Annotated in this window: 14 protein-coding genes and 1 pseudogene; 8 read left to right on the forward strand and 7 right to left on the reverse strand. The window is 62.8% G+C overall.

The window, feature by feature from the left end:
- Window positions 1-45: 45 nt before the first annotated feature.
- The 8 genes from TQ39_RS11105 to TQ39_RS11140 all read left to right on the forward strand — a co-directional run bounded on the left by TQ39_RS11105 (window position 46) and on the right by TQ39_RS11140 (window position 9,196).
- Window positions 46-1,074, forward strand: coding sequence for a Gfo/Idh/MocA family protein (locus TQ39_RS11105; protein ID WP_009326141.1), 1,029 nt, complete (start codon window positions 46-48; stop codon window positions 1,072-1,074).
- Between the two features lie 84 nt (window positions 1,075-1,158).
- On the forward strand, window positions 1,159-2,022 hold the full coding sequence (locus tag TQ39_RS11110) for a sugar phosphate isomerase/epimerase family protein (protein WP_050005561.1): 864 nt from the start codon (window positions 1,159-1,161) through the stop codon (window positions 2,020-2,022).
- Window positions 2,019-3,215, forward strand: coding sequence for an N-acetylglucosamine-6-phosphate deacetylase (gene nagA, locus TQ39_RS11115; RefSeq protein ID WP_050005562.1), 1,197 nt, complete (start codon window positions 2,019-2,021; stop codon window positions 3,213-3,215). Before TQ39_RS11110 ends, nagA begins: the two co-directional genes overlap by 4 nt.
- On the forward strand, window positions 3,212-3,979 hold the full coding sequence (locus TQ39_RS11120) for a glucosamine-6-phosphate deaminase (RefSeq protein WP_050005563.1): 768 nt from the start codon (window positions 3,212-3,214) through the stop codon (window positions 3,977-3,979). The genes nagA and TQ39_RS11120 overlap by 4 nt, the downstream gene beginning before the upstream one ends.
- Window positions 3,980-4,009: 30 nt before the next feature.
- Complete coding sequence (locus TQ39_RS11125; protein WP_050005564.1) at window positions 4,010-5,890, forward strand: beta-N-acetylhexosaminidase; 1,881 nt, start codon at window positions 4,010-4,012, stop codon at window positions 5,888-5,890.
- 220 nt (window positions 5,891-6,110) lie between these two features.
- On the forward strand, window positions 6,111-7,394 hold the full coding sequence (locus TQ39_RS11130) for a Gfo/Idh/MocA family protein (protein ID WP_050005565.1): 1,284 nt from the start codon (window positions 6,111-6,113) through the stop codon (window positions 7,392-7,394).
- A gap of 119 nt (window positions 7,395-7,513) precedes the next feature.
- Complete coding sequence (locus TQ39_RS11135; protein ID WP_050005566.1) at window positions 7,514-8,365, forward strand: acyltransferase domain-containing protein; 852 nt, start codon at window positions 7,514-7,516, stop codon at window positions 8,363-8,365.
- Window positions 8,366-8,404: 39 nt separating this feature from the next.
- Window positions 8,405-9,196 (forward strand): M55 family metallopeptidase, encoded by a 792-nt coding sequence (locus tag TQ39_RS11140; protein ID WP_050005567.1) that lies wholly within the window; start codon window positions 8,405-8,407, stop codon window positions 9,194-9,196.
- 115 nt (window positions 9,197-9,311) lie between these two features.
- Here the strand turns inward: TQ39_RS11140 and TQ39_RS11145 are convergent, their stop codons facing one another.
- From TQ39_RS11145 to TQ39_RS21670, 7 genes and pseudogenes are all read right to left on the reverse strand, one after another.
- Window positions 9,312-10,298, reverse strand: a complete 987-nt coding sequence (locus TQ39_RS11145; RefSeq protein ID WP_009326149.1) for an alpha/beta hydrolase — start codon at window positions 10,296-10,298, stop codon at window positions 9,312-9,314.
- A complete protein-coding gene (locus TQ39_RS11150; protein WP_050005568.1) occupies window positions 10,295-11,809 on the reverse strand; it encodes an MFS transporter in 1,515 nt (504 codons plus the stop codon). The genes TQ39_RS11145 and TQ39_RS11150 overlap by 4 nt, the downstream gene beginning before the upstream one ends.
- A 227-nt stretch (window positions 11,810-12,036) precedes the next feature.
- A complete protein-coding gene (locus tag TQ39_RS11155) occupies window positions 12,037-12,912 on the reverse strand; it encodes a DegV family protein (RefSeq protein ID WP_050005569.1) in 876 nt (291 codons plus the stop codon).
- Window positions 12,913-12,983: 71 nt separating this feature from the next.
- Window positions 12,984-13,703 (reverse strand): TVP38/TMEM64 family protein, encoded by a 720-nt coding sequence (locus TQ39_RS11160; RefSeq protein WP_050005570.1) that lies wholly within the window; start codon window positions 13,701-13,703, stop codon window positions 12,984-12,986.
- Between the two features lie 28 nt (window positions 13,704-13,731).
- The gene (locus TQ39_RS11165; protein ID WP_082670692.1) at window positions 13,732-14,643 is read right to left on the reverse strand and encodes a M15 family metallopeptidase; all 912 of its coding nucleotides are present in this window, start codon (window positions 14,641-14,643) and stop codon (window positions 13,732-13,734) included.
- A gap of 52 nt (window positions 14,644-14,695) precedes the next feature.
- The gene (locus TQ39_RS11175) at window positions 14,696-15,415 is read right to left on the reverse strand and encodes an RsmE family RNA methyltransferase (RefSeq protein WP_050005573.1); all 720 of its coding nucleotides are present in this window, start codon (window positions 15,413-15,415) and stop codon (window positions 14,696-14,698) included.
- 264 nt (window positions 15,416-15,679) lie between these two features.
- A pseudogene (locus tag TQ39_RS21670) lies at window positions 15,680-16,201 on the reverse strand (TraX family protein).
- Window positions 16,202-16,217: the final 16 nt, after the last annotated feature.

Here is a 16,217-nt window from a genome sequence, read left to right on the forward strand (position 1 = left end):
AGAACTCCGTGTGACCTGCACGGCGAAAAGGAGAGATTTGAGAGTATGAATTTTGCCATCATCGGCTGCGGCGTGATTGCTTTCACCCATGCCAAAGCGCTGGAGGCCCTGCGCGGCGAGGGCTGCGTGCTGTACGGCGCGTGCGATATCATCCCGGAAAAGGCCGACGCTTATGCCGCCGAACACGGCGTGCCCCACGTCTACTATGATTATCACGACGTTCTGGCGGACCCTGCCGTGGACATCGTATGCGTCTGCGTACCCAGCGGCACCCACGGCGAGGTGTGCAAAGCCGCCGCCGAAGCCGGTAAGGCCATTGTGTGCGAAAAGCCTATGGAGATCACGCCGGAGAAGATCGCGGATGTGATCGGCGTGGTGGAGCGCACCCACGCGAAGATGCAGTGCATCTTCCAGCGGCGCATGATGCCTGTGGCCATCGCTGTGAAGCAGGCCGTGGCCGAGGGCAGGTTCGGCAGGATCTGCCTGGCCGGAGCGGACCTGAAATATTATCGTGACCAGGCCTATTACAACAGCGCGGGCTGGCGCGGCACCTGGGAGCAGGACGGCGGCGGCGCGCTGATGAACCAGGGCGTGCATGGCATCGACCTTATTTTGTGGATGCTGGGCGACGAGGTCTCCACGCTGTACGGCCGCGCCGAGACGCTGGCCCGCGACATCCCTGTGGAGGATACCGCCGCGGCCGTGCTGAATATGAAGCACGGCGGTATCTGCGTCATCCAGGGCTGCACCACGGCATATCCGGGCTTTTCGTCCACCTTCTATATTCACGGCGAAAAGGGCACCGTCGTATTCAACGACGAGGGCATACTGGAGTGGAAGTTCCTCGACGAGGCCGACGCGCCTCAGCGCCCCGATATGGGCGAACGCGTGGGCGGTGCGGGCGACCCGACGAAAATCGGCAATTACGGCCACATCTGCCTGCTGCGCGATATCGCACAGGCCGTACGCGACGGCCGTTCTCCTGCCATTCCCCCGCAGGAGGCCGCGCTGGCCGTGCGCGTCATCTGTTCTATTTACGAATCCACCCGCACGGGCAGGCCCATCGTTTTCTAAGCCCGCGCGTTTTCCCCTCATCCCTGTAAAAACGACGTGCCGCGTTCCTTTTCAAGCTATGGGACGCGGCACATGGAGGTTCTTATGAAAATCTCATTCATCACCGACGAGGTGACGCAGAGCTTTGACGAGGCCGTACGGTTCGCAAGGCAGAACGGCCTGGCAGGGCTGGAGCTACGCAGCGTGGAGGACACTGCCATCGACATGCTTCCGGCTGAAACGCTGCGCGCATGGCGCCGCAGGCTGGACGCCGAGGGTTTGACCGTTTGCGGCCTGGCCGGTTCGTTTTACAAATGCGCGCCGGAACCGGACGCTGTGGAAGCCGAGCTGGCCAAGCTGGAACGCCTGTGCGCCGCGGCGGACATTTTGGGCTGCGCGTTCATCCGCGGCTTTGCATTCTTCGCACCGGAGGAAGGGCCCCTGCCCGCCGAAACGCTGGCGCCTTATTTTGAGCGGCCCGTACGCCTGCTGGAGCAGCGCGGCAAAACGCTGCTGCTGGAGGCGGACCCCAGCGTCAACACCTCGAACCATGCGGCGCTGGCCCGGCTTGTCGAAGCCATCGGCTCGCCCCGTGTGCGCGCAATCTTCGACCCGGGCAATTGCCTGTACGACCCCTTGGGCGAAACGCCCTATCCGGACGGCTACGAGGCCATCCGTCCCTTCTTTGCCCATGTGCACATCAAGGACGCGGTGCGCGCTGTGCCGGAAAGCTACTGCGTAAAGGTGGGCACGGGGCAGGTGGGCTATCCCGCTCTGCTGCGCCGCCTTGCGGCGGACGGCTATGCGGGCTGGCTGTCCATGGAGACCCATTACCGTCTGGATTCCCACCTGACGGAGGAACAAATGCGCCTGCCCGGCGGCGCGGGCTTTTCAGCGGGCGGTGCAGCGGCCACGGCCGAGAGCGTCGCGGCGCTGAAGGACATTCTGCAAAAGGAGGGGCTGCTGTGAGCACAACACTTTTGCGCGGCGGGCGCCTGGTGCAGGATGGCTGCATCACCCGCTGCGATATTCTGCTGCGCGGCAAGGCTGTGGATGCCGTCCTGCCGCCGGACAGCGGCGCGGCGGCGGACTTCGCATATGACCTGGCCGGCCTGTACGTCAGCGCGGGCTTTATCGACATCCACGTCCACGGAGGCGGCGAACACGATTTTATGGACGGCACGCCGGAGGCATATCACGGCGCGAGCGCGCTGCACCTCCGCCACGGCACCACGGCCATGGTGCCCACTACGCTGGCCGCCTCAAAGGAAGAGCTGCTGCGCTCCTTTTCTGTATTTGAACGCTGCCGGGACGGCTTTGCGGACGGCGCGAAGCTTCTGGGCCTGCACATCGAGGGGCCTTACATCGCCAAAAGCCAGTGCGGCGCACAGGACCCGCGCTTCATCCGCGAGCCGGACCCCGCCGAATACAACGAGCTGCTTGACGCCTGCCCGCACATCCTTCGCTGGACCATCGCGCCCGAGCTGCCCGGCGCACGGGAGATGGGGCTTGCGCTGCTGGCGCGCGGCGTACTGCCCAGCATCGGCCACAGTGAGGCCGACAGCGAAGCGGTGCGTGCCGCCATTCCCTGCGGCTACCGCCATGTGACGCACCTGTATTCGGCCATGTCCACCATCGTGCGCAAGGCCGGCTTCCGCCACGCAGGCATCGTGGAAAGTGCGTATCTGTACGATGAGCTGTCCAGCGAGATCATCGCCGACGGCTGCCACCTGCCCGCTCCATTGCTGCAGCTTGCCTACAGACACATCGGCCCGCAGCGGCTGGTGCTGGTCACGGACGCCATGCGCGGCGCCGGACAGACACAGGGCGAGAGCATCCTGGGCAGCCTGGAAAACGGCCAGCGCGTCATCCTGGAGGACGGCGTCGCCAAAATGCCGGACCGCACGGCCTTCGCGGGCAGCATCTGCACAGCCGACAGGCTGGTCCGCACAATGGTGACGCTGGCCGGCGCCAGCCTGCCCGATGCAGTGCGTATGATCACCGAAACCCCCGCCCGCGTACTGGGCCTTTCCGATTTTTACGGCCGCGTGGAGGCGGGCCGCGCGGCAGACCTTGCCGTGTTCGACCATACCGTCCGCATCGCCATGGTGTTCAAGGACGGCGCCGTGTGTTTTGAAAACCGAGAGGAGGCATTCCAATGACAAAAACCATTTCCATCAACCAGTTCCGCGTAAAGATCTACGACACCCGCGCGGAAATGGGCTTCTGCGCCGCAGACGAAGCCGCCGCCGCCATCCGCGGCGTATTGGCGCAGAAGGAAGAGTGTAATATGATCTTCGCCGCCGCACCCTCGCAGAACGAGATGCTGGCCGCGCTTGCGGCGCAGCAGGGCATTGAATGGAACCGTGTGAACGCCTTTCATATGGACGAGTACATCGGCCTTGCGCCGGACGCGCCCCAGGGCTTTGCCAATTTTCTGCGGGCGGCCATCTTCACCAAGGTGCCCTTTCGATCCGTTAACTGCCTGGATGGGACCGCGGCGTCCCGGGATCCGGCAGCTGAGTGTGCCCGCTATTCCCAGCTGCTGCGCCGTTTCCCCGTGGACATCACCTGCATGGGCATAGGGGAAAACGGGCACATCGCCTTCAACGACCCCCCCGTGGCCGATTTCGACGACCCCGCCCTGGTAAAGCCCGTGGCGCTGGACGAGATATGCCGCAACCAGCAGGTGCATGACGGCTGCTTCGCCACTCTGGACGACGTGCCCACCCATGCGCTGACGCTGACAGTGCCCGCACTGATGCACGCTGCCCAGGTGTTCTGTGTGGTGCCCGCCGCCACCAAGGCGCGCGCCGTACGCGACACGCTGCTGGGCGACATCCGCACCGCCTGCCCCGCCAGCATCCTGCGGCGCCACCCCGCTGCGACACTGTATCTGGACGCGGACAGCGCCAGCCTGCTGTAAGCCTGCCGCGTGCAGGGAAAGGAGACGGCCATGAACGAAATTCTCTCCTTCTCCGGCCAGCTGCCGGAGCATTTTGACGCTGCTTTTGCGGAGATTGGCCCCGAGCTGGGCTTTGCCCGCGCCGGACAGGGAGGCCTGAGCGTAGCCCTGCGTCAGGGCGGCTGCCTGCGCGCGGAAAAGCGTGCGGACGGCGTGGTGGTCACCTGGGCCGAACCCGTACAGGTATACCGCGCACTTTCACTGCTGCGCCAGCACTGGGCGGAGGACGCTTTCTGCATTGAGGAAACGCCCTGCTTTGAAACAACGGGCATGATGTTCGACGTTTCCCGCAATGCGGTGCTGCAGCCGGACACGCTGCGGTTTTTCCTGCGCAAAATGGCCATGATGGGGCTCAACCTGGGCATGATGTACACCGAGGACACCTATGAGGTGCCCGGCCAGCCCTACTTCGGCTATCAGCGCGGGCGTTATTCCACAGACGAGCTGCGGGCGCTGGATGATTATGCCGATATGCTGGGCATCGAGCTTTGTCCCTGCATCCAGACGCTGGGCCATTTGAACCGCGCGCTGCACTGGCCCGCGCTGGCGCATCTGAAGGACAACGAGGAGGTTCTGCTGGCCGACGATGCGCAAACCTACGCATTCCTGGAGGAGCTTATCGCGGCTGCCGCCGCGCCCTACCGTTCCAAACGCATCCACATCGGCATGGACGAGGCCCACGGCATCGGTTTGGGCGCGCACCTGCGCCGCCACGGCTACGAGGACCCCCACACCATCATCCGCCGGCATCTTTCCCGCGTGCTGGAGATCACACGCCGCCACGGTCTTTCGGCCATGATGTGGAGCGATATGTATTTCCGGCCCGATTCCCCCACCGACGGCTATTATGACAGCGGTATGCCCTCGGCCGAAGCAGTGGCCGCCGTGCAGCCGGATGTGACGCTTGTGTATTGGGACTATTACCACGAAACCGAGCAGGAGTATGCCGATATGCTGCAAAAGCACGCGGCACTGCCCGCGCCCACCGTATTCGCGGGCGGGATCTGGACATGGTGCGGGCCTGCGCCGGATTACGCCAAAACGCTGGCTGCGGCCGTCCCAGCGCTGACCGCCTGCAAAAAAGCGGGCGTGCCGCTGGTGCTGGCCACGGCCTGGGGCGACAACGGCGCCGAGGCCAATCTCACGTCCGCCCTGCTGGGCATGCAGCTGTACGCCGAATTCATGTATACCGGCACATACGATGCCGGCTCTCTCGCCCGCCGTTTTGCCTGCTGCTGCGGTGCAGACGCACAGGCGTTTTTGGACCTTTCGCTGTTCAACGCCGTGCCCGGCATGCGCTCGGGCGCGCTGCGGCCTGTCAACGCGGCCAAATTCCTGCTGTATCAGGACCCCCTGGTGCAGCTCTTTGCCGCCGACACCGCCGGGCTCGCCATGAGCGCGCATTATACGGAGCTTGAGGCGCGCTATACCCGGTATGCCGATGAAAACCCGGCCTTTGAACCGCTTTTCCGTTTTTACTCCCTTTTGGCCCGCGTGCTGGCCGGCAAATGCGCCTGGCACGAGCAGGCCGCGCAGGCCGTCCGCCGAAAGGATCTTGCTCTGGCGGCACGCCTTGCCGAAGCCCTGCCCGGGACCATTGCGGCGACGGAGGCGCTTCGCACCGCATGGCGCGCGCTGTGGGAAGCCACAAACAGGCCCCAGGGCTTCGAGATCATCGACCTCCGCCTGGGCGGCGTGGCCGCAAGGCTTTCCACCGCCGCAGCGCGCATGCGCGCGTTTGCCGCGGGCGTCTGCGCGGACATCCCCGAGCTTTCCGCTCCCGCCTTGCCTTATACGCTGCGCCCGGACGGCACGCTGTTCGGCAGCTACGCGGTGGGGGAGATCGTCTCCGCCTGCAAGCTCGATATCTAAGAATCTGTATTCTTAGATAAGGAATGTCGGATATTCGAGCGGATTTTGTGCCATGCAAGGCAAATTTTCGCAGGAATAGCAGCGCTATTTCAAGGAAATTTAACGCAGCAGGGCGCAAAATCCGCCGGATAGATGGCGTTCCGTTCTGTGAATACGGGTTCTAAGCGCGCCGCATCCGGCCGCGCTGTTATCCGCAAAAAAAAAGAAAGGACGAACTACCATGGACAAACCCGTTACCTTTGCCATCTGCGGCCTGGGCATCCGCGGGCTGGAGGCGTATGCCGCCTTCCAGAAGCAGCACCCTGAAAAAATGAAGATCACCGCCGGGGCCGACCCGGACCCCGACCGCCGCGCCGCACTGCAGGCGAATTACGGCGTGCCCTCCGGAAGCTGCTTTGCCACAGGCGAAGAGCTGCTGGCCCAGCCGCGCCTTGCGGATGTGATGATCATTGCCACGCAGGACCGCCAGCATGTGGCGCAGGCGCTGGCCGCGCTGGACAAGGGCTATCACCTTGTGCTGGAAAAACCCATTTCTCCGCTGCTGGACGAATGCCTTGCACTGCAAAAAAAAGCGCATGAGGCGAACCGCGTGGTGGTGGTGTGCCATGTGCTGCGCTATACCAAATTCTACGGCACGCTGTACGAGCTGCTGCGCGGAGGCGCCATCGGCCGTATCGAATCCCTGGACGCGGTGGAGAACGTGGCTTACTGGCATTATGCCCACAGCTATGTACGCGGCAACTGGCGGCGGGCGGAGGAATCCAGCCCCATGATCCTGGCAAAAAGCTGCCACGACATGGACATCATCCGCTGGCTGATGGGCGTTCCCTGCGAAAGCGTTTCCTCCTACGGCTCTCTGGACTGGTTCCGCGCGGAAAACGCGCCGGATGGCAGTGCAGACCGCTGTCTTTCCGGCTGCGCCTGTAAGGAAGGATGCCCCTACGACGCGGAAAAGATCTACATTTTCAATGACAAAAGCGGCATCCGTTCGGGCAATGACGAGTGGCCCTGCTCGGTGCTGGTGAATAAACCCACCGAGGAAAAGCTGTATGACGCGCTGCGCACAGGGCCCTACGGCCGGTGCGTATACCGGTGCGACAACGACGTGGTGGACCACCAGGTCGTCTCCATGCGCTTTGCCGGCGGCGCGACAGCCACCTTCACCATGAGCGCCTTCACGGCAAAATGCTACCGCAGCATCAAGGTGATGGGTACGATGGGTGAGATCGAAGGCGATATGGACGCCAACGTACTGTACCTGCGCAAATTCGGACAGCCCGAGCAGGTTCTGGACCTGGGCACCATCCCCGACCGCTTTGCCGGTCACGGTGGCGGCGATGCGCTGATGATGGATTATGTGTGCGAGCTTATCGCCGCAGGCGGTGCGGAAGGCCTCACCTCGGTGGACGCCTCGGTGGAAAGCCACGTGATGGCGCTGGCGGCCGAGCACTCCCGCACACACGGTGGCTCCGCAGTGGAGCTGGCCGAGTTTACCGAAAAATAACGCGCTTTTCCGGCCGTGCTCAAGGGCGGCCAGAACCGGTGCCGCAGGCCGGCCCGGCGGAAAGCCCTTTACAACGAAGGGGCCGGGCCGGCCTTTGCACAACAAACAAGGAGGCAGCCATGGAAGCCTTTGACATCCCGGCCCTGCACGCGCTGTGCATCGAGCTTTCGATTCCCGGCCCCGCCGCCGAAGCCTGCCTTGCGCAGGCCGCTTCGGCACAGGCGGCGCCCTTGCTGCGCCATATCCCCGCCCTGCTGGATGCATCGCGGGCCGAAGCCGCCATGCGTGAACTTCAGGCGAAATGCGCGCCGCTGAGTCCCAATGGGCTGCTGGAGCTGGCCGTGCTGCTGTCCGCCGCATTGGAGGCGCGCAAACATTATGCGGCGCGGGGCGTTCCCGACGATGTCTACCTTGCCACGATGGGCTGCTTTTCCCGTTTTCTGAACGAGACGCACCGCTGGACAGGCCGCTGGCAGTTCGACCGCGGCTTCTGGGTCTGGCGGCAGCTCTGCGGGCGGCTGCTCCGCCTCGGCACACTGGAATTCGAGGCGCTTCCCCTGCCCGCTGAGCTTGCCGGGCCGTTGGGCGCGGCGGCGGGCGCGCCCGCGCTCTCGGTGCATATTCCCGGCGATGCGATGTGTATGCCCGAAACGCTCCATGCCTCCTATGCGCGGCGTGCGGACTTTTTTGCCCGCGACGGCGCTTTGCCGTTGACCTATTGCCGCACATGGCTTCTTTCGCCCCGCGTGAAGGAGCTGCTCCCGCCCGGTTCCGGCATTCGCAATTTTATGGAGGATTACACGCTGGCAGACTGGGATCCCGATGACAATTCCGGCCGTCTCTGGCTGTTCGGCGCACCGGGTATCCCGGACGCCGCGCTGCCTGAGCGCACGTCTCTGCAGCGGGGCGCAAAGGAGCTTTTGCTGCAAGGCAAACCGCTCGGCTCGGGGCTGGGGCTGCTGAAGCTGTGAACGTTTGACGCTTCAAGTGAAGGAAAAAGGAGTGCCGCCATGAAATTTTATATCGCGGTAGACTGCGAAGGCCCCGCCTGTGTGGTGGGCGAACCGGGAAAGGGCCTGGGCAGCGGAGAAAACTACCGGTTCGCCTGCCTGCAGGCCACGCGGGAGGCGAACGCAGCGGCCCGTGCTTTGTTCGACGCAGGCGCGCAGGAGGTCGTCGTCTGGGACGCGCACGGCACAGGCGTAAACCTGCAGTACGACCTGCTGGACCCACGCTGCCGCATCCTGCTGGGCAGCGGGCACAGAGGCCGCTTTGCAGGCATGGACAAAAGCTATACCGCCGTGCTGTTCATCGGCTATCATGCGCGGGAAAACACCTCCCGGGCCGTGTTGGCCCACACCTTCTGTTCCACCGCGTTCCAATATTATAAGCTGGACGGAAAAGAAGCGGGCGAGCTTGCCATCGACGCGGCATACGCGGGCGAGCTGGGCGTTCCGGTGCTGTTCTGCGCGGGCGACGACGCCTGTGTGGCCGAGGCCCGTGCGCTGTTTCCCGGCCTCGCCGCCGTTGTGACGAAGGAGGCGCTCTCCTGGACGTCTGCTTTGAGCCGGCATCCCCAGGCTGTGTGCGACGACATCTACCGCACCGTGCGGGCCGCCGTACCCGGCGCCGGGACGCTCGTCCCCTACTGCATGCCCGGCCCTCTCTCCGTAGAGATCCGGTACAAGCGTATGGAGGACGCGGCCCGCGCCGCCCTCACCGACCGGAACGGCCATCCTTTCGCTCAGCCGGACCCTTTCACACGATCCGGAGTCGTGGACGGCGTCTCCGCCCTGTTTTAAGCACCGGGATATGCTTTCCTTCTTTGTGTTCAAGCTGTATGTCACAACAAAAGCAGCGGAGAACAGGCAGATGCCGCCTGTTCTCCGCTGCTTTTTCTTTTATGTATGCGACGCCTTATACCGGCTTTTCCGCCGGGTCCGCAGCCACTGTCCGCTCCGCGCCGGGCAGCGGCATCCAGCGGCCGATGAATCCGAATACCTTTGCCCAATAGCGCGCGGGCGCCATGCGCAGGGACTCCGCATGGCCTGCATCCGGCTCCACATATTTTTCCTTGGGACACCGCGCCGCCGCATACACCTCATCCAGCATGGCAAAGGGAACGAAGGCATCCTTCCCGCCGTGGATGAACAGCATCGGCGTGCGGGAGTGCGCCACCTGTGCCGCAGCGCTGGCCTCCCGCAAAGAAAAGCCCGCCCGGCGGCGCAGCAGCGCGTCTGCCGTGTACAGCACGGGAAACGGCGGCAGGCCATAGGTTTTTTTCAGCTGATAACGGAACTCCTCCCATGCGGTGGTATAGCCGCAGTCCTCCACGATAGCCCGCACGTTGGGCGGCAGAGGCTCTCCCGCCGTCATCATTACGGTGGCGGCCCCCATGGACACGCCCATGAGCACGATATCCGGCGCGCCGTTCTCTGCGGTAACACGCTGCACCCATGCGGCAATGTCCCGCCGCTCGGGCCAGCCCATCCCGATATACCTGCCCTCGCTTTGGCCGTGGCCGCGTGCGTCCGGCAGCAGCAGGCTGAAGCCCGCGTCATAAAACCGGCGCGCGTATTCCGCCATGCCCGATGCCTGCCCGGTATAGCCGTGGCACAGCACCGCCCAGGGCGCATTCCCGCCCGCGCGCACACACAGAGCGTGCAGCTGCAGGCCGTCGCCCGAGGTCAGCCACCAATCCTCATGGGGCTGCGCGTTCAGCCATTCCCTGTCCGCCGCCAGCGTGCCCCGGGGCGCGCCGGTGGGACGGTTATGCGGCGCGTTGAACGCCGCTGTTTTGTCGATTTGCTGTGTAAGCGCAAAGCGGTAAAAGTACTCTCCGGCCACAGCTCCCGCAGCCGCGGCCGCGGCGCCCAGCGCCAGTGCCGTTTTCCAGCCTTTCATTCCGCTGTTTCTCCTTTCGCCGCGCGGCGCGCCTCAATATCCCGCACCATCGCTTCATAAGATTCTTCCGTGATCGTATATTTGACACGGTAGATGAAATAAGCAGCCAACAGAAGCGCCGCCGGGATGACCGTCATGCAGACCAGCAGCGCGGCGCTTTTGCCGCTGGGCACCGAGGCCAGCACCGCCCCGATTCGTTCTGTCTTTTCCGCTATGGTGATCAGCCCCTGGGAGGCCGCGTTCTCCAGATCGGAGATCTGGTTCGTCACGGCGCGCACTCCCACCGCCAGATAGATGACAAGCACCAGAAGCTGCACCAGCGCAGTGCCCAGCTTGGTGATGAAAGGCCGCACGGAAAAGACGATGCCCTCCTCCCGGCGGCCCGTTTTCCACTCGTTGTATTCCACGGTATTTGCAATGCAGATGATCATAATAAGGTAAACCAGCGTCTGCCCCAGAAATGCAAACAGGTTGCTCACGGTGAGCATCGTGAACTTGAGCGCCCACATCTCCCGCGGGATGAACAGGCCGGAGAGCATGATGCAGAGGTATCCCGCCGCAGCGCCGAAAGCGCCTGCCTTCATCAGCTGCGCGCGGGTGAAACGGCCGGACAGAGCCGCGAACACGAGCATCAGCACCGCGCCCGCCACATTGCCCAGAATGCTGAAGATGGACAGCAGCAGGCCGTTGTAGCCGAATTCAAAATACAGGTATGTCACCGAAAGGCCGCCGCCCATCAGTGTCTGCGCCACGGAAAAAATCAGAAAAACAACGGCGCACCAGACAAGCTGATCGTTGCGGGCAATGGTGGAAAAGGCCTTCCGGATGCCGACCTTTTCGGCGGGCGCTTCGTCCCGCGCAGACGGCTCGCGCACCACAAGCAGCGTGATGAGCTGTGTAGCCGTAAACGCAGCGCATACAATAAGGACAACGGCACGGTACGCGGTGACGGCGTTGCCGCCGATCACAAGGCTGCCCGCCGTAAACGTGGGTACAACGATGCCGCCCAGAAACTGCCCCACGCCCGCAAACAGCACCGTGCGGGAGGTAAGACGGTTGCGGTCGTCGGCGCGGCGCGCCAGCGCCGGCACCATGCCCCAGTAGGCGATGTCGTTCATTGTAAATACGACGCTGTACGCGAAGTACAACAAGCCGAAGGCCGCCACATAAGCCCAGCCCTGAAGCGTGGTGGAAAACGAGGTGATGAACACGATGACGCTCAGCACGCCGCCAATGGCGATCCATGGCTTGAATTTGCCCCAGCGCGTGCGCGTGGCCTCCACCACGTTGCCCATGATCGGGTCGTTGAAAGCGTCGAATACGCGCGCCGCCACCATGATGACGCTGATGCAGGCAAACTGCACCGACGTAAGCGTTTTGGTGAACAACACATAGGTGAGCAGATAGTTGGTAAACATGCATCCGGCCATATCCCGGCCCACGGTGCCCACGGGATACGCCCAGAGGTTGCGGCGCGAAAGCCCGCCCGCCGTTTTTTCCTGTGCGCTCATTGCTGCATTCCCCCTTTTCCGCCGCGAAAAACCGCCCGCGGCAAGCAGATGATTCCTGTTCCCATCATAGCAAAAAACGGGAACGCGCGCAATGAGGAACTCTGCCCGCCGCCTCAGGTATTTCCGTGCATATTTTGCGAATACAAACCAGCCCCCGGCCGCGGGTCTATCCTGCGCGGCCGGGGGCTTGTTTTGTTATTTTAAATCCGGTTTATACTTCAAGTATTTTATCCACGCGTGCGGCCAAGATAGAAAAGCGCCACTGTGCCGGGGCCTGAATGGCTGCCGATGACCGGGCCGATGGAATGGATGCGGATATCCTGCGTGCCGAATTTTTCCCGCACCAGGTCCGCTACATATTCCGCGTCCGCACGGCAGTCCCCGTGGCTGATGAACACCGTTTGGGAGGCCGGGTCCACTGCGTCCTTTTCCATATGCGCCACCAGCGCGTCCAGGCTGGCCTTGCGGCCGCGCACCTTTTCCATGGGGATCAGATGACCCGCGTCATCCACGTGCAGCACCGGCTTGATGTTGAGCATCGTGCCGAAAAACGCCGCCGCACCGGACACACGCCCGCCGCGCTTGAGATGATTCAGGTCGTCCACCGTGAACCAGTGGGCCAGATGCAGCTTGTTTTCCTCCAGCCACCGAGCCGTTTCTTCAATGCTGCGGCCCGCCTTCTGCCGCTGCGCCGCATGGTAGACCAGCAGGCCCTCGCCCATGGAGGCGCACAAGCTGTCCACCGCGAGGAATTTGTGCTCCGGATATTCGGCGCTCAGGTCCTCGAAGGCGATGCGCGCGGAGTTGAATGTGCCGGACAGCCCGGACGAAAAGCCCACATACAGCACGTCGAAGCCGTCCCGCGCCATTTGGCCCGCCACTTCCCGGAATGTCTCCACATTGATCTGGCTGGTGGTGGACATGGCCCCGCCGCGGAGCATATCGTAAAAGTCCCCGGAAGAAAGGTCTGTTTCCTCAGGGTCGTTCCGGTAGCTTTTTTCGCCGATGGTATAGGTCATGGGCAGTACAGTAACGCCCGTCTGCGCCACAAGCTGCGGCGAAAGGTCCGTGGTGGAATCCGTCAGGATCTTATATTCACGCATCGTTGTCGCTCCTTTATGTTTGCTGGAAAATCAGTCCCCGGCTCTCTGCCGGGAAATCCACAGGCAGTATATCACAAATCCCCGTGCTTTTCCAGACTGAATTTCCCCTTCAGCGCGGCAATGCCTGCCAGAATGCGGTCCTGAAAGATCACGCACAGCCCCGCCACAGCCCCGGTGGCAAGGAACACCACCAGGCTCACGTCCCAGCTTCCCTCGGCGAACTGGCTGCCCGCAAAGGTACTGGTGATCACCGACGGGATGCGCGCCAGTGTGGAGATGAGAAAAAACGCATGGGGCCTGACGGGCAGGAACGGGCCCAGATAGATGAGCACGTCCTTGGGCGTGCCCGGGATGAAAAACAGCAGGAACAAAAAGAACTTCACGTGCGCCTCGTCCCGCAGAAAATGGTATTTTGCCAGAACGGAAGCGTCGATGGCTCTGGCACCCGCGGCACGCACGCAGTAATAAACTGCGGCGCTGGAAAGGCCCACGCCCAAAAGGCACAAGGCCAGCCCTCCCCAGGTACCGTACAAAAGCCCTGCCATCAGCTCCACCGGTTCGCCGGGCAGCACGGCCACCACCACCTGCAGCACCTGCAGGCCCAAAAATGCCAGCAGGCCCAAAAAACCGCTGTCGTGGACAAACGCAATAAACGCATCCCGCGCATCCTGCTGCGTCAGCACGGCCCAGATCTCGTTTCGATATGTAATGCCGAACACGGCCAGCGCCAGCAGAAGCGCCGCGCCCAATACCGTGCCCGCGTATTTTTTATAAATGCCACTCGTATCCACGCCCCGTCTTCCCGGGCGCGCCGCCGCATCAGGCGGTATGCGCCCCGGTGTATTCTTCCAGGGTGCCGCCCGCCTGCATGATGGCTTTCGCGGCATCCTTACCTACATAACGATAATGCCACGGTTCATACGTCACGCCCGTGACATTTTCTTTTCCCCTGGGGTAGCGCAGGATGAAGCCGTAGTCCGCGCAGTGGGCGTACAGCCATTCAAATTCCGGCGTGTCTTCAAAATCCGCCGTCAGGTCGCTGTGCTTCGAATACCAGTCCGCCGAAACGATATCTGCGGCAAGGCCCGTGTTATGCTCCGAGGTGCCGGGGCGCGCCACCCACATGGCAGCCTGTTTTTCGGCCTCCTCCCGGCTGAAGCCCTCCGCCATGAAGGAATTTGTCTTGCGCTTGAACAGCGCCGTCTGCCGCTCCACGCTGCGGTAGCCCGACACTAAGTAGAGCTTGCAGCCCGCCGCCTCGGCGTCCGCCAGCATGGCCTCCAGGTCCGCCGCCGCGCGCTTGTCAAAAGGACGGTTTTCGTATCCCCTGATGTCCACGGTCTCCACGGTAAAACCCTCGGGCAGAGGGTTCCCGGCGTTGACAAGGCGCGTCATCCAGCCGTCGCCGTCCGCCGGGGCTGCGGCGGGTGCCGCAGCCGAGGAGGAACCGCTCATGGAGCCGGAAGAAGAAGCGCCGCCCGCGCCGCTGCCGGACATACTGCCGGAAACAGGGCCGGAGGCAGCGCCGCCGTCGCCGGGGACGCCGCTCATAGAGCCGGACATGGAACCGGACATGCTGCCGGAGCCGGATGTCACAGACGAGGAGCTGGGCGCCATGGAGGAGCTGGACGAAGGCTTGGAGGACGAACTGCCGGAGCTGCCCCAGCAGCCTGCGAACAGCGCCGCCACAAGCACCAGCGCGAGGGTAAGGACCAAAGTTTTCTTAGGCAAAATACAAACTCCCTTTCGCCTGCCCGCAGACGCCGGGCGGCGCGCGGGAAGGTCATTGTAAATTGCCGGTCAGGGTCATTACCGCAGCGAGCGCCGCCAGCGGCGCGGTCTCACAACGCAGGATGCGCGGCCCCAGGCCGATTTGTACGCATCCCGCTTCGCGGGCCGCGGCCGCTTCCTCGGGGGAAAAGCCGCCTTCGCTGCCGGTGATGAGGCCGATGGTCTCGGCGCCGCCCAGCCGGCTAAGTAATGGCTCCCCGCCCGCCTCGTAGCAAAAAAACGCCGCGTCGTTGCGCGCTGCGTCCGCGAGCATCTGTTTGTATGTTACCGGAAGTTCCACCTGCGGCACCACGCCCCGTCCGCTCTGCTTGGCGGCCTCAAAGGCGATACGGTTATAGCGCAGATTTTTCTGCTCTTCCTTTTTTGGCGCAGCCACACAGTAGCGGCTGAAAAACGGCACTATCCGCACGGCGCCAAGCTCCACAGCCTTCTGGACGATTGTCTCCAGCTTATCCTGCTTTGGGTAACCCACATATAGCGTAACCCGCACGCCCGGCTCCGATACGCTGGCAGATCTGGAAAGGATTTCCAGCTCTACCGTATCGGGGCCAAAGCCGCGCACCGCGCAGGCATAGTCCGTGCCCTTGCCGTCGCAAAGCGTAACGGTCTCGCCGGGCCGGGCACGCATCACATGGGCCAGGTGATGCGCGTCCGCCCCCGACAGCACGGCCGTGCCTCCGGAGATATCAGTTGTAAAATAACGGTGGGGCATAATAAAACTCCTTCTGTGTATTTATAGCGCAAGGGCGTGGCACTGCGGTGCGCTGTTTAAGGCGCAAGCCGCCTGCCAAGCAGCGGAATTAAGATAAACTGCGCCGGATAGATGAGGTAAAACCCCTACTTCACGCGCGCACCGGCGCCGGGCGTGCCGTCGTACAGCCGCATTGGCAAAAGCGAAAAAAACACACCGAAAAATTGCAGATACTGCGAGCCCAAATTGGGCAGCGCGCCAAGCCAAAGCGGCGCGACAATTACCTCAAATACCGCACAGCAGCAAAGCCGGGCGGCCGCGCATGTAAAAGCAGCCCCAAACAATGGCCAACGCATACCAGCCCCAATCCAAAGGAAGAAGAGCGGCGCAGACGAAAAGGGCAGCGCAAGCGGCGCACCATGCGAACAACGGCTTGATGTGCTCCCATGCCACAAGCGAAAGCAGCGCAAGAAACAGCGTAAACAACACATTGCCTCCGCCCGAAAATACCGTAAATTTCCATTCGCGCGTATACACTCAGCCGCAAAAGCTGCTGTAAAACGGCTGCGAAATCATTGCAAACATCAGCAGCCGCATCAAATAGCGGCGCACGCTTTTGGTGTGGCAATAGCCCTCCGCCAAAAGAAAGCAGAAAATAGGCAGCGCCATTTTGCCGGCGGTGCGCAGCGCAATGCATGCAGGAGAGCGGTAATACAAAAAGGCGTATGCAAAATGATCGAGCAGCATACAGGCATACGCAATCCATTTCAGCCCGGTGGCAGATAATTTAGCACCCGGCGTATGCACGGTATTTCCGCCTTTG

The organism is Ruthenibacterium lactatiformans (genome assembly GCF_000949455.1).
Taxonomy (GTDB): Bacteria; Bacillota; Clostridia; order Oscillospirales; family Ruminococcaceae; genus Ruthenibacterium; species Ruthenibacterium lactatiformans.